Genomic DNA, 13,671 nt, shown 5'->3' on the forward strand with positions numbered 1-13,671 from the left:
ATGTATATGGATCAGGCGAGTGGTCTGCGCAAAATGCGTCAAAACAATCGAGTAAAAGTAATCGCCGTTTCCGGTGGTAAAGGTGGCGTGGGCAAGACCAACGTGACCCTGAACGTGGCCGGAGCCATGGCTGCCCAAGGCAAGCGGGTGATGGTGCTGGATGCCGACCTGGGTCTGGCCAACGTCGACGTCATGCTGGGGCTGCGGGTTCATCGCAACCTCTCTCACGTGCTGGCGGGTGAGTGCACCATCGACGACATCATTGTCGAAGGCCCTTACGGCATGATGATCGTGCCTGCGACCTCGGGCACCCAGTCCATGGTCGAGCTTTCTCCGGTGCAGCATGCCGAGCTTATCCGCGCCTTCAGCGAGATGAACCCAGGTCGACATCCTGCTGGTGGATACGGCTGCGGGGATCTCCGATATGGTGCTGAGCTTCACCCGAGCAGCTCAGGACATCATGGTGGTGGTTTGCGATGAGCCGACCTCCATCACCGATGCCTACGCCCTCATCAAGATCCTCTCCAAGGATCACGGTGTGTTTCGTTTCAAGGTAGTGGCCAATATGGTGCGCAGTCTGCGCGAAGGGCAGGAGCTCTTTGCCAAACTGACCCGGGTCACGGATCGTTTCCTCGACACTTCGCTGGAGCTGGTCGCCTGTGTACCTTATGACACCAACCTGCGTGCCGCCGTGCGTAAGCAGAAGCTGATTGTCGAGGCGTTTCCCAAGTCGCCGGCCGCACTGGCGTTCCGGGCCCTTGCCAACAAGGCGGCGAGCTGGCCGGTTCCCAACCAGCCGGGCGGCCATCTGGAGTTTTTCCTGGAAAATTTGTTGCAGAAACCGGCCACAACACAGGAAGGTTCCCGTGAATAAAGCCCAAGCGTACTTGCGTCATCAGGATTCCTATGTGCTGGTGGAGCGTCATGCTCCCCTGGTCAAGCGAATTGCCCAGCATTTGTTGGCTCGCCTGCCCAGCAGTGTCTTGCTGGATGACCTGATCCAGGCAGGTATGATTGGGCTGCTTGAAGCCTCCCGCAACTTTGACGGTAGCAAGGGGGCCAGCTTCGAGACGTATGCCGGGATCCGCATCCGAGGCGCCATGCTGGATGAGATCCGGCGTGGTGACTGGGTACCCCGCTCTGTGCATCGCAACAGTCGGGCTATTGCAGAAGCGATCGAGAATGTCGAGCAGACGCACGGTCGTGACGCGCGAGATACCGAGGTTGCTGCCGAGATGGGGGTCTCCATCGCTGATTACCATGCGATGCTGCAAGACGTCTCTTGCGGCAAAATTATCGGTATCGAGGATCTGGGGGTCAGCGAGGATGTGATCGGTAACCCCGATGATGCTCCTTCAGGCTCGGGATTCGATGAATTGGCTGCCGAGCGATTTCAGATTCAATTATCCGAGCAAATTGGTCGTCTACCAGAGAGAGAAGCTTTGGTTCTCTCTCTTTACTACGATGAAGAGCTGAATTTGCGTGAAATTGGCGAGGTTTTGAATGTCAGCGAGTCGCGTGTGAGCCAGATCCACAGTCAGGCAATGCACAGATTGCGTGCTCGTTTGAGAGATTGGCATCTATAAGTGTTTGTACTGGCTACACTGAGATGAAACTCTAAGGCATAATCCGCACGACACAACCCGTTTTTAGCATCATGTAAGTGAGCCACTCTGGTGGCTATTTAGGAGGGAATTTTGGACAAGAACATGAAAATCCTCATTGTTGACGATTTTTCAACGATGCGCCGGATTATCAAGAACTTGCTGCGCGACTTGGGATTCAACAATACCCATGAGGCGGATGACGGCAATACAGCGCTGCCGATGCTGAAAAATGGTGATTTTCAGTTTGTAGTTACCGACTGGAACATGCCTGGCATGCAAGGTATTGACCTGCTTAAAGCCATCCGTGTCGATGAGAAGCTCAAGCATCTGCCGGTACTGATGGTAACCGCTGAAGCTAAACGTGAGCAGATCATTGAAGCCGCCCAAGCTGGCGTCAACGGTTACATCGTCAAGCCCTTCACCGCAGCAACGCTCAAAGAAAAACTCGACAAAATTTTCGAACGAATTGGCTAAGGAGCTGCAGGGATGATGGCCAAAACGAGAGCAATGATTTCGCTCGACCAGGCAAGGATGCTTGTTGCTCATCTGGAGCAAGGCGAATTTGAGCTGGCCGATGAACTGCTTGCCGAAGTATGTGCCCCCAACGCAGCCGATCTGTTTGAAAAAGTAGGTCAGCTGACCCGACAACTGCATGATTCACTTCAAGAATTTCGCCTCGATCCCCGTATTCCCGATTTGGCTACTCATGATATTCCCGATGCTCGGGAACGCTTGAGCTACGTTATCGATATGACCGACAAAGCGGCCAATCGCACAATGGATGCGGTGGAAGCCAGTTTGCCGATAGCGGATCGCCTGAATGACAATATCCAGCTGGTGATGCCGAACTGGAATGCCCTGATGTCTCGTGACATGAGCGTGGGGCAGTTCAAATCCTTATGTCACCAACTTGATGATTTTATTAAGGCTTCAGAGTCTGATGCCGATAAATTACGGCAACTGCTGACAGAAATCCTGATGGCGCAAGATTTTCAGGATTTGACAGGTCAGATGATCCGCAAGGTCATCAAGCTTGTTCAGGAAGTTGAAACAAAATTAATAGAAATGCTGACCATGTTTGGTGAGGCTTCTGCTGAGCATTCAACTCGTAGTATTCCTGTCAACGGGATTGAAGCAGAGGGCCCTATCATGAACCCCGAGGCTCGTGCCGATGTGGTCAATGGTCAGGATGATGTGGACGATCTGCTGTCTAGCTTGGGATTCTAATGGAGTGACGCATGGCCTTCGAAGTTGATGAAGACATACTGCAAGACTTTCTGGTCGAAGCATCCGAAATATTGGAACAGTTGTCTGAACAACTGGTCGACTTGGAAAAGCGGCCCGATGACAAGAACCTGTTGAATGCCATCTTTCGCGGTTTCCATACCGTGAAAGGGGGGGCTGGTTTTCTGTCGCTCGGTGAACTGGTTGATGTATGCCACGGTGCGGAAAACGTGTTCGATATCTTGCGTAATGGCAAGCGAACCGTTACTGCGGAGCTGATGGATGTAATCCTGCAAGCGCTGGATGCCATCAATGTCATGTTCGCCCAGGTTCAAAATCGCGAAGCACCCAGCCCTGCGTCAGATGATTTGCTTCATGACCTCCACGAGTTGTGCAAGCCGGAAGGGGAAGAGCAACTGCGCACTGCTACCAGTGCTGCTGCGGCTGTAGAATCTGAACCTGCAGTACCGGTAGTTGTTGAAGAAGTTGCTCCAGAAGTTGTTGAACCCGCAGCCATCAGCAGCGAACCTGCTCCTGTCAATGGCGGCGGCTCGATCGATGAAATTTCTGCAGACGAATTCGAGCGTCTGCTGGACGAGCTCCACGGCGTGGGTGGGGCTCCGACCAAGACGGCTGCAGCAGCCCCGATAGCGGGTGGCTCTGGCGATATCACCGATGATGAGTTTGAGGCCTTGCTGGATCAGCTGCATGGTCAGGGACAGCACATGGGGGCGCCAGAGGTAAATCCTCTGAAGTCGGTGCAAAAAGAGGTGGACGAGCTTATCGATGATGATGAGTTTGAGCGTCTGCTTGATGAATTGCATGGCCGTGGCCAAGGGCCTCAGAGTACTCTGGCACCTGCCGCACCTGCCGCACCTGCCGCACCTGCCGCACCTGCCGCACCTGCTGCGGTGACTCCGCCCAAACCGGCCACTCCTGTAGCCAAACCTGCACCGGCTGCTCCCGCAAAACCTGCCGAAGCAGCCAAAGCACCAGCGCCTGCCGCCAAGGCGGCGCCTGCGCCAGTAGAAAACAGTGCCGTGTAAAGCGATACGACGGTGCGGGTGGATACCAAGACTCTCGATGTCATCATGAACATGGTAGGCGAGTTGGTACTGGTTCGTAATCGGCTGGTGAGCCTGGGTATTGCCAGCAATGATGAAGAGATGTCAAAGGCGGTTGCCAATCTGGATGTGGTAACGGCTGACCTGCAAGGTGCGGTGATGAAAACCCGCATGCAGCCAATCAAGAAGGTATTTGGTCGTTTCCCGCGCGTGGTGCGTGATCTAGCCAGAACCCTCAAGAAAGAGATTGAGCTGGTGATGGTGGGGGAAGAGACAGATCTGGATAAAAACCTGGTGGAGGCGCTCGCCGATCCTCTGGTTCACCTCGTTCGCAACTCCTGCGATCATGGGGTCGAAATGCCGGATGTGAGGGAGAAAGCGGGCAAGCCGCGGCAAGGGACGATCACCCTTAGCGCCTCCCAGCAAGGTGACCATATTCTGCTTTGCATCGAGGATGATGGGGCAGGGATGGATCCTGAGAAACTCAAGTCCATCGCAATCAGTCGCGGTGTTCTGGATGCAGATACTGCCGCTCGCATGAGCGACAACGATGCCTATAACCTGATCTTTGCTCCGGGCTTTTCAACCAAGGCCGAGATCTCCGATATATCTGGCCGTGGTGTCGGAATGGACGTGGTTAAAACCAGCATTGTCAGCCTCAATGGGTCAGTGCACATAGATTCCACTTGGGGGAAAGGTACCCGTCTCGAAATCAAGGTTCCGTTGACGCTAGCCATTCTGCCGACTCTGATGGTTGAAGTGGGTGAGCAGACCTTCGCACTTCCCCTTGGTTGTGTAAACGAGATTTTCCATCTTGATCTGAAAAAGGCCAACATGGTTGATGGCCAGCTCACCATCATTGTGCGCGAGAAGGCGATTCCGCTCTTCTATCTGCACAAATGGTTGATTCGTGGCGCCAACAAGCGTTCACGCCAGGATACCGGACATGTGGTGATCGTGCAGATTGGCACTCAGCAAATCGGGTTTGTGGTAGACAGTCTGATTGGTCAGGAAGAGGTGGTGATCAAGCCACTCGATAACCTGCTGCAAGGTACGCCTGGCATGGCCGGGGCGACGATTACCAGTGATGGCGGAATTGCTCTTATTTTGGATGTGCCGAGTCTGCTCAAAGCATATGCGCGTAGACATTAATAGCTCAGGCCCAAGGAGTTAGAAAAACAACAATGGCAGTCAAGGTATTAGTTGTCGACGATTCGAGCTTCTTTCGCCGTCGGGTGAGCGAGATCATCAATCAGGATCCCATGCTGACGGTGATTGATACGGCCCAGAATGGACGTGAGGCGGTGGACAAGGCTATGTCGCTGCGCCCTGATGTGATCACCATGGACATAGAGATGCCCGTGATGGATGGCATCAGTGCGGTGCGGGAGATCATGGCCAAGTGCCCAACCCCCATTCTGATGTTCTCCTCCCTGACCCATGAAGGGGCCAAGGCTACGCTTGATGCGCTGGACGCCGGTGCACTCGACTTCTTGCCCAAGAAGTTTGAGGACATTGCCAGAGACAAAGATGAAGCGGTCAGACTGTTGCAACAACGGGTGAAGGAGATCTCTCGCAAGCGCTTCCTGATGACATCCACTGCTCGTCCCAAAGCACCTGAACCGGTTGCTCGTGCTCCTCTGGGCAGCATAGCGCCCAGAACTCCTGATCGTCAGCCTGACCTGCAACGCACTGTGCCAAGTGCTTCATTCAAGCGCAGTGGCAAGAGTTATCAGTTGGTGGCGATCGGTACTTCTACCGGCGGACCTGTTGCTTTGCAAAATGTGCTGACCAAGTTGCCGGGGGATTTTCCCCATCCCATCCTGCTTATCCAGCATATGCCAGCCACTTTTACTGCCGCGTTTGCTGCTCGTCTCAACGGGTTATGTCAGATTGGCGTCAAGGAAGCGGAAGATGGCGATGTGCTTAAACCAGGGCATGCCTATCTTGCTCCAGGTGGCAAACAGATGCTGCTGGAAGGTCGTGGTGCAGGGGCCCGCATTCGCATCGTGGATGGCAACGACAAGGTAAATTACAAGCCTTGTGTGGACATCACCTTTGCCTCTGCGGCCAAGACCTATGCCGACAAGGTATTGGCGATTGTGCTGACCGGTATGGGGGCTGATGGCCGTGATGGCGCCAGACTGCTGAAAGAACAGGGATCAACCATCTGGGCTCAGGATGAGGCTTCCTGCGTGGTATATGGGATGCCCCAAGCAGTAGCCAAAGCGGGAATTGCCAGCGAATCACTCCCTCTGGACAAGGTGGCCCAGCGTATTCTGGTTGAGTTGGGGCGCTAATCATGGGCTTGCTCGGTCTGCTCCTGGCATTGGGGGCTATTGCCATTGCCCAACTGTGGCATGGCGGCTCCCTGTTGACGCTGGTGGACGGGCCTGCTTTTCTGATCGTGCTGGGCGGTACTGTCGGTGCCGTCACGTTGCAGACTCCTGCCAAGTACATTCTGCTGGCGTTGCGCCAGCTGTTATGGATTTTTACCCCTCCCCACCAAGATCTCGCGGCGCAGGCCGAACGGTTGCAGTCATGGGCCGTCTTTGCGCGCCAGCAAGGGCTGCTGGCCCTTGAAAATCAGGCCGAGCAGGAGGAAGACAACTTTACTCGCCAAGGGCTTGGCATGATTGTCGATGGGGTCTCCACGGAGGATATTCGCATGTTGCTCGAAGCCGATATCGATATCGAGCAGGAGCGCAATGAACATGCCGCCAGGGTATTTGAAGCTATGGGGGGGTACAGTCCGACTATCGGGATCATCGGTGCCGTGCTGGGGTTGATCCAGGCCATGTTTCATCTCGAAGATCCATCAGCGCTGGGGGCGGGGATCGCAGTGGCATTTGTTGCAACCATCTATGGAGTGGGGTTTGCCAACCTCATCTACCTGCCTATCGCCAACCGGCTACGCGCATTTCACTATCACTATGCACTCTTTCAGGAGATGACCCTAGAAGGGCTGCTGGCTATCGCTCATGGTGAAAACGGCTTGCAGGTTGAACGCCGGCTTAGGGCCTATTTGAAAGGAGAGTAGCCATGCGCAAGCGCTATCGGTTGCACTTGCAGGGGCGCGAGCATCTTGACCGCTGGCTGGTCTCCTATGCCGATTATATGACGCTGATCTTTGCCTTGTTCGTGGTGCTTTACTCTGTTGCGCTGGTGAACAAGGACAAGTATCGCGCGGTGATTGATGGTATGAGCCAGGCGTTCAGTGTCATGCAGTCTGGCGGCAATGGCTTGCTTGAAGGGCAGGGTAATTCCCTGCTGGATAACCCGGTATCTGCCTCTCCATCGTTGCTGGAAAGCCCAGCATCCCCCTCTCCTTCACTTGCTCCCATTTCTGGAGTGCCAGTACTGCAAGATGGCACGACACTTGCGAAACTTGATATGCAGTTGCAACAGAGCATGGGCTCGCTGGTGGATGCCGGTATCGTCAAACTGATGCAAGATGAGAACTGGCTGACGGTTGAACTCAGTTCAGGCTTGTTGTTTGGCAGCGGCAGTGCCTTTTTGGGACCAAACGCTGCACCGGTCATTAATACTCTTTCAAGTATTCTTAAACCGGTCGATAACTATGTAAGGGTTCGGGGTTATACCGATAACCAACAGATAAATAATGAAATTTATCGTTCTAACTGGGCGCTTTCTGCTGCTCGGGCCGAGGCGGTACTCAATGGCTTGATTGCCGATGGGATAGCCCCTCAGCGTCTGGCGTTCGAGGCATATGGCGAGTTTTCCCCCTTTGCTGACAACGGCAGCGAGCAGGGCAGACTGCAGAATCGCAAGGTTGTGGTCGCTATCTCCAAATTTGCCTGGGTGCCGCCGGCACCTGTGGTTGCAACACCGACGATAGTTGCTGAACCGGTTCCTGCTGTACAGCAGGCGGTGGATGCAGGAGAGATAAAGGTGATCACCTTGCCCGGTGGTGGCATACGCATAACAACAAGGCAGGATTGATACAGTGATTGTTTGGACGGTTGCCAACCAGAAAGGTGGTGTGGGTAAAACCACCACAGTGGTCTCGCTTGCGGGGATCCTGGCCCAGCGTGGCCAGCGGGTGCTGTTGATTGATACCGACCCCCATGCTTCGCTGACTGCATATCTTGATTTTGATTCAGATCGCCTGGATGGAACCCTCTATGAGTTGTTTCAAGCTGTCAAACCGACAGCCGAGCTTGTCAATAAACTGACGCTCAAGACCAAGTTTGAAAATATCAACTTACTGCCAGCATCTATTACTTTGGCGACCCTTGATCGGGTGATGGGCAATCGTGAGGGGATGGGACTGGTACTGAAGCGGGCACTGCTGCGCATTCAGGATCAATATGATTACGTGCTGATCGATTGCCCGCCAGTGCTGGGGGTGATGATGGTCAACGCGCTGGCTGCCTGCGATCGCATTCTGGTGCCTGTCCAGACCGAGTTTCTGGCCCTCAAGGGGTTGGAGCGGATGATGAAAACATTCGAGATCATGCAGCGTTCCAAGCGTGACAAGTTCCGTTATACCGTGATCCCGACCATGTTCGACAAGCGCACCCGTGCCTCTCTGATGACCTTGAAGTCGATCAAGGATCAATATGGAGATTCAGTGTGGAATGCGGTGATCCCTATTGATACCAAGTTTCGGGATGCCAGCTTGCTGCATATCCCCCCGTCTATCTATTCTCCCGGGAGTCGTGGAACCTATGCATATGAAACGCTGCTCAACCATCTTGATGCCCTTGAGCGGCAACGGGTTCATGAGGTGACGGCATGAGAGATACCATTCAAGTACGGGCGATGGATGACTATTTCCACTCCCTGCTGCTCGATGAGCCACTGGTGCTGGATGAAGTGGAAGAGGTTCAATCTGCCCCGGTTTTACAGTTGCAACGTCAGCCTCAAAGCGTCCCTGAGGTAGTCGCCGCACCATACCTCGAAAGCGATCCACGGCTTGCCCAGCTCGGTGAGCTATTGGCTCAGGTGGGACAAGTCCAGTTTGAGAATGACGCCTTCACCCAGGAGATAACACTCACCGCACCTCTGGAGATTGTGGCGGAGGAGTCACTGTTGCCGGTGGAGCCTGAGTGGCCTGCGGAGGTTCTGCTCCCCGAGGTTGCGGAGCCCCATACCACCATCTTGACTGAAACTGCGCTGGAGGTTGCTCCGGTAGAGGCCATTGAACCTGTTGCCTGGGAAAATATCGATACCGGCAAAGAGTTTCAGGCCCTTTTCTTTGAAGTCGCGGGTGTGACGTTTGCGGTGCCGTTGACCGAGCTGGGTGGTATTCATCAGCTGGGCGAGATCACCTCCCTGTTTGGCCAACCGGGTTGGTACAAGGGGATCATGACCTCCCGCGAGCAGAAGATGAATGTGGTCGATACTGCCCAGTGGGTCATGCCGGGTCAGCATCTCGAGATGGATGATTACAAGTATCTGATTATGCTTGGTGAATCGCCGTGGGGATTAGCCTGCCATCATCTCAAAGGGACTGAATTGTTACACCGTGACCAGGTGAAATGGCGCCATCAGGAGGGCAAGCGCCCCTGGTTGGCTGGCATGGTCAAAGAAAAAATGTGTGCCCTGTTACACGTCCGCGAACTGCTCCTGTTGCTGGAGCGTGGGGTTAACATAGAAGGTCGCTGATAACTTCTGCAATCGAGCTGTTTTATTGCTAGTTTTAGCAGTAGACGTTTTCATAAAAGGAATAAAAACATGACAGAAAAGCGCAATATTGCACAGAATCTGGCCGAAGATGAAGTGCTGCAATGGGTAACCTTCCAACTGGAAAACGAAACCTATGGCATCAATGTGATGCAGGTTCAGGAGGTGTTGCGCTACACCGAAATTGCACCGGTGCCGGGGGCGCCTGAGTACGTACTGGGGATCATCAACCTGCGTGGCAATGTGGTGACTGTCATCGATACCCGTTCCCGTTTCGGTCTGCCTTCCGGTGATGTGAGTGAAAACTCCCGGATTGTGATCATCGAGGCCGAGAAGCAGGTGATCGGCATCATGGTAGACAGCGTGGCAGAAGTGGTTTATCTGCGCTCTTCCGAGATCGATGCGGCACCAGCGGTCGGTACTGAAGAGAGCGCCAAGTTTATTCAGGGGGTGAGTAACCGCGATGGGCAACTGCTGATCCTGGTTGACTTGAACAAGCTGCTCTCCGATGAAGAGTGGGAAGATATCGGTTCCCTCTGATAAGTAAGGTGATGTTTTGATAATCGAGATGGTTGCCTTGGGGATGTCCCTGATTGCCTTGGCGTTTGCCTCTTATATCTGGTTCAAGAGCAAGCGCAGCAAGCAGGAGTCCGAGGCCAGTGTGGCAACCCTGCAAGGTCAGTTGGAAAGCTTGCGCAAGCAGATGATGGAACTCCATACCGGTGCTATTGGCATGGGGCAGCGTCTGCAGTCGGTGGAAGGGGCGATGCAGCAGGTCAATGAGCGCCAGCAAGAGCTGACCATGCAGGATCCCGAACGCAGGCTCTACAGCCGAGCGGCAAAGATGGTCGAACTGGGCGCCGATCTTGATGAAGTCATGAGTGAGTGCGAGTTGCCAAAGGCAGAGGCCGAGCTCTTGATATCGTTGCGAAAAGGTCGCTCTTGATGATTCAGGAAGGCAATTGCCTTCCTGAATTTTATGGCGTGCAGCCGCTTTTCCCCCAGCAGCGTTGAGCGAGTAGTTTCTACCGTATTTTCTTTGTGATCCTGGTCGCCAGTCAGTTCAATTGTTGCATCTTTGAAAAGACGTATTCCAATACTGTGTTAAGATGCAGACCGCTTCATTTTCTCTGAAAAAATCCCCATGCTGCTTCAAGTTAACAATCTGAGCTGCGTGCGCGAAGATCGCACTCTGTTTGAACACCTCTCTTTCTCTGTTGCGCCCGGCGATCTGGTGCAAATTGAAGGGCCCAACGGGGTTGGCAAGACCAGCCTGTTGCGATTGTTGACTGGGCTGTCGCAGCCGTTTGCCGGTGAAGTGTGCTGGAATGGGGAGAATATTCGTCACTGTCGCGATGAGTATCATGCCAATCTGCTCTATCTCGGCCATCAGCCGGGCGTCAAAGCGGCGCTGACCCCTTTTGAAAATCTGAAGTTCTACCAGCAGTTGCATCACCCGCAGCAGACAGAGACGGACTTGTGGCAGATATTGGCCCGGGTAGGGCTTGCCGGGTTTGAAGAGAACCCGACCGGGCAACTCTCTGCCGGTCAGCAACGCCGGGTGGCTCTGGCCAGACTCTGGCTGTCACAAAAAGCGGCACTCTGGATCCTCGATGAGCCCTTTACCGCCATCGACAAGCAAGGGGTCAAGGTGCTCGAGCAGCTCTTTCTGGAACACGCCGAGCGGGGCGGCATGGTGATCCTCACCACCCATCAGGATCTGACCCTGATGCAGGGACGGCTGAAGACTATCTCGTTGACCCCCTTCGCCTCGACATTGCAGGAGTAACGCCATGTTGCGCGCTGTTATGCACCTTATTCACCGTGAACTGCTGATGGCTCTGCGCCAGCGTTCCGATATTCTCAATCCGCTCTGGTTTTTCCTCATCGTCATCACCCTGTTTCCGTTAGGCATTGGCCCGGAGCCCAAACTGCTGGCCCGTATTGCCCCGGGGATTATCTGGGTGGCGGCGCTATTGGCGGCCATGTTGTCGCTGGAGCGGCTGTTTCGCGACGACTTTGCCGATGGCGCGCTGGAGCAGATGATGCTGATGCCACACCCGCTGGGCTTGCTGGCGCTGGCGAAAGTGGTCGCTCACTGGCTGCTGACCGGCTTGCCGCTGCTGCTGATCTCTCCCTTGCTGGCGATTTTGCTGTCGCTGGATATGAACACCTATTTGGCTGTCGTCGCGACGCTGGCACTTGGCACTCCGGTATTGAGCCTGCTCGGCGCGGTCGGGGTCGCGTTGACGGTGGGACTGCGCAAAGGCGGGGTGCTGCTTAGTCTGCTGATCCTGCCGCTCTATATTCCGGTACTGATTTTTGCCACCTCAGCCATTGATGCCGCGGGGATGAGCTTGCCCTATGTCGGGCAGCTTGCCATTCTGGCAGCCATGCTGGTGGGGGCTTTGACACTGACGCCGCTGGCTGTGTCGGCAGCGTTGCGGGTCAGCCTCAACTGATGGCCGTGAGCTGAACCGAATTTGGCTCCGAACGGAGTCTTTTTACAAAAAATAATGTTGCGATGGATCAAGGAGAGTGCCGCTTATTGCTTTCGGGGTATTTGATGCTGCCCTGCGGTCGGTATGGTAGGCCTCGCCAAACGATTAATAACAAAAAGGTTTTGTGAGCTATGTGGAAATGGTTGCACCCTTATGCCAAACCGGAGCGTGCCTATCAGCTGGCAGGCACGCTGTTGCCCTGGTTTGCGGTGATTAGTCTGCTCTCGTTTGTGATCGGTACTGTCTGGGGCCTCGCGTTTGCGCCAGCGGATTACCAGCAGGGAGATTCGTTCCGGATCATCTATATCCACGTGCCTTCCGCCATTCTCTCCATGGGAGCCTACTCCACCATGGCGGTGGCCGCCTTTATCGGCTTGGTGTGGCAATTGCGGATGGCGGACATGACGGTTGCAGCCATTGCACCGGTCGGCGCTGTATTTACCTTTATTGCCCTCTTTACCGGTGCCGCTTGGGGCAAGCCGATGTGGGGAACCTGGTGGGTGTGGGATGCGCGGCTCACCTCTGAACTGATCCTGCTGTTTCTCTACCTCGGCGTGATTGCTCTCTACAACGCCTTCAGCGACAAGGTGGTCGCTGGCCGTGCTGCCGGTATTCTGGCACTGGTTGGGGTGATCAACCTGCCGATCATCCACTACTCGGTGGAGTGGTGGAACACCCTGCATCAGGGGGCCACCATCACCAAATTTGACAAACCCTCCATTTCACCCGAGATGCTCTGGCCGCTGCTGATCATGATCCTGGCGTTTGCCGCGTTTCTCGGTGCCCTGACCCTGATGCGTTTTCGCAATGAACTCCTGATGCGGGAGTGGCATCGCCCCTGGGTCAAAGAGATTGCAGAGCAGGAGAAGTAAGCATGTACTTTGCCTCTTTCAGTGATTTTATGGCGATGGGAGGTTACGCCTTCTATGTCTGGCTCTCATTTGGCCTGACGCTGGTGTGTCTGGTCGGCATCATCATTTCTACCCGCATGAAAACCCGCAGCCTGCTCGCCGAGTTGCGCAGCAAACAGGCGCGTGAGGCCCGTCGCAAGGCGGCCCAGCAGATGGAGAACACCCTATGAACCCGAGACGCAAAAAACGCCTCACCATCATTCTGGCCATTACCCTGGGTCTGGCTACCGTCAGCGGGCTGGTGCTCTACGCCCTCAGTCAGAATATCGACCTCTTTTACACCCCGAGCGAGCTGGTGGAGGGGAAGGGGCCGGACAAGATCAAGCCGGAAGAGGGGCAGCGCCTGCGCATCGGTGGATTGGTCGTGCCGGGGTCGGTACAGCGGGATCCCCAGAGCCTCAAGGTTGCCTTCAAGCTGGTGGATAACGGCGGTCATCTGGTGAAGGTCGAGTTTGACGGCATCCTGCCGGATCTGTTCCGTGAAGGGCAGGGGATTGTTGCCCAGGGCACCCTCAAGGATGCCACGACCGTAGAGGCGTTCGAGGTGCTGGCCAAGCACGATGAGAACTACATGCCGCCGGAAGTGGCCGATGCCACCAACGGCATGCACTTCAAGCCGGAGTATACCGAGGCGCAGTTGAAGGGAGCCAAGCAGTGATCCCTGTGGTGTTTGCCTTTTCCGCTTTGCCTGCCGTGCGTGGTGCGGCTGTTGTCA

The 13,671-nt window shown here is 54.9% G+C and carries 15 protein-coding genes and 2 pseudogenes; all 17 read left to right on the forward strand.

Going from position 1 to position 13,671, the window contains the following annotated elements; genetic code table 11:
- The 17 genes and pseudogenes from ACTG2O_RS10435 (at position 1) to ccmE (ending at position 13,614) form a co-directional block, all read left to right on the forward strand.
- Positions 1-874, forward strand: a pseudogene (locus tag ACTG2O_RS10435) (MinD/ParA family protein).
- Complete coding sequence (locus ACTG2O_RS10440; protein ID WP_019444723.1) at positions 867-1,586, forward strand: RNA polymerase sigma factor FliA; 720 nt, start codon at positions 867-869, stop codon at positions 1,584-1,586. Before ACTG2O_RS10435 ends, ACTG2O_RS10440 begins: the two are co-directional and overlap by 8 nt.
- 123 nt (positions 1,587-1,709) lie before the next feature.
- Positions 1,710-2,081 carry a chemotaxis response regulator CheY gene (gene cheY, locus ACTG2O_RS10445; protein ID WP_005334709.1) on the forward strand — a complete coding sequence of 124 codons (372 nt, stop codon included), beginning with the start codon at positions 1,710-1,712 and terminating at the stop codon, positions 2,079-2,081.
- 12 nt (positions 2,082-2,093) lie between these two features.
- Positions 2,094-2,834 carry a protein phosphatase CheZ gene (locus ACTG2O_RS10450; RefSeq protein ID WP_005353668.1) on the forward strand — a complete coding sequence of 247 codons (741 nt, stop codon included), beginning with the start codon at positions 2,094-2,096 and terminating at the stop codon, positions 2,832-2,834.
- Positions 2,835-2,845: 11 nt separating this feature from the next.
- Positions 2,846-5,047, forward strand: a pseudogene (locus ACTG2O_RS10455) (chemotaxis protein CheA).
- Positions 5,048-5,079: 32 nt separating this feature from the next.
- A complete protein-coding gene (locus ACTG2O_RS10460; RefSeq protein ID WP_019444725.1) occupies positions 5,080-6,195 on the forward strand; it encodes a protein-glutamate methylesterase/protein-glutamine glutaminase in 1,116 nt (371 codons plus the stop codon).
- Positions 6,196-6,197: 2 nt separating this feature from the next.
- Entirely contained in the window at positions 6,198-6,935 is a 738-nt protein-coding gene (locus ACTG2O_RS10465) for a flagellar motor protein (RefSeq protein ID WP_019444726.1), read from the forward strand.
- A 2-nt stretch (positions 6,936-6,937) separates the two neighbouring features.
- Positions 6,938-7,858 carry a flagellar motor protein MotB gene (locus ACTG2O_RS10470; protein WP_439975712.1) on the forward strand — a complete coding sequence of 307 codons (921 nt, stop codon included), beginning with the start codon at positions 6,938-6,940 and terminating at the stop codon, positions 7,856-7,858.
- A gap of 4 nt (positions 7,859-7,862) precedes the next feature.
- Positions 7,863-8,657: a ParA family protein gene (locus ACTG2O_RS10475; protein ID WP_005334696.1), complete on the forward strand. Its 795-nt coding sequence runs from the start codon at positions 7,863-7,865 to the stop codon at positions 8,655-8,657.
- Positions 8,654-9,526 (forward strand): chemotaxis protein CheW, encoded by an 873-nt coding sequence (locus ACTG2O_RS10480; RefSeq protein ID WP_005334694.1) that lies wholly within the window; start codon positions 8,654-8,656, stop codon positions 9,524-9,526. The genes ACTG2O_RS10475 and ACTG2O_RS10480 overlap by 4 nt, the downstream gene beginning before the upstream one ends.
- 69 nt (positions 9,527-9,595) lie before the next feature.
- On the forward strand, positions 9,596-10,084 hold the full coding sequence (locus ACTG2O_RS10485; RefSeq protein ID WP_005298836.1) for a chemotaxis protein CheW: 489 nt from the start codon (positions 9,596-9,598) through the stop codon (positions 10,082-10,084).
- A gap of 28 nt (positions 10,085-10,112) precedes the next feature.
- The gene (locus tag ACTG2O_RS10490) at positions 10,113-10,490 is read left to right on the forward strand and encodes a DUF2802 domain-containing protein (protein ID WP_005334692.1); all 378 of its coding nucleotides are present in this window, start codon (positions 10,113-10,115) and stop codon (positions 10,488-10,490) included.
- 198 nt (positions 10,491-10,688) lie between these two features.
- Entirely contained in the window at positions 10,689-11,333 is a 645-nt protein-coding gene (gene ccmA / locus ACTG2O_RS10495; RefSeq protein ID WP_058058386.1) for a cytochrome c biogenesis heme-transporting ATPase CcmA, read from the forward strand.
- Positions 11,334-11,337: 4 nt separating this feature from the next.
- Positions 11,338-12,006 (forward strand): heme exporter protein CcmB, encoded by a 669-nt coding sequence (ccmB, locus tag ACTG2O_RS10500; protein WP_439975713.1) that lies wholly within the window; start codon positions 11,338-11,340, stop codon positions 12,004-12,006.
- Between the two features lie 170 nt (positions 12,007-12,176).
- On the forward strand, positions 12,177-12,917 hold the full coding sequence (locus ACTG2O_RS10505; RefSeq protein WP_005334687.1) for a heme ABC transporter permease: 741 nt from the start codon (positions 12,177-12,179) through the stop codon (positions 12,915-12,917).
- Between the two features lie 2 nt (positions 12,918-12,919).
- On the forward strand, positions 12,920-13,126 hold the full coding sequence (ccmD, locus tag ACTG2O_RS10510; RefSeq protein WP_058055740.1) for a heme exporter protein CcmD: 207 nt from the start codon (positions 12,920-12,922) through the stop codon (positions 13,124-13,126).
- Positions 13,123-13,614, forward strand: a complete 492-nt coding sequence (ccmE, locus tag ACTG2O_RS10515) for a cytochrome c maturation protein CcmE (protein ID WP_005334685.1) — start codon at positions 13,123-13,125, stop codon at positions 13,612-13,614. The genes ccmD and ccmE overlap by 4 nt, the downstream gene beginning before the upstream one ends.
- Positions 13,615-13,671 lie beyond the last annotated feature (57 nt).

The sequence above is a fragment of the Aeromonas sp. 61P genome (assembly GCF_051919545.1).
Taxonomy (GTDB): Bacteria; Pseudomonadota; Gammaproteobacteria; order Enterobacterales; family Aeromonadaceae; genus Aeromonas; species Aeromonas veronii.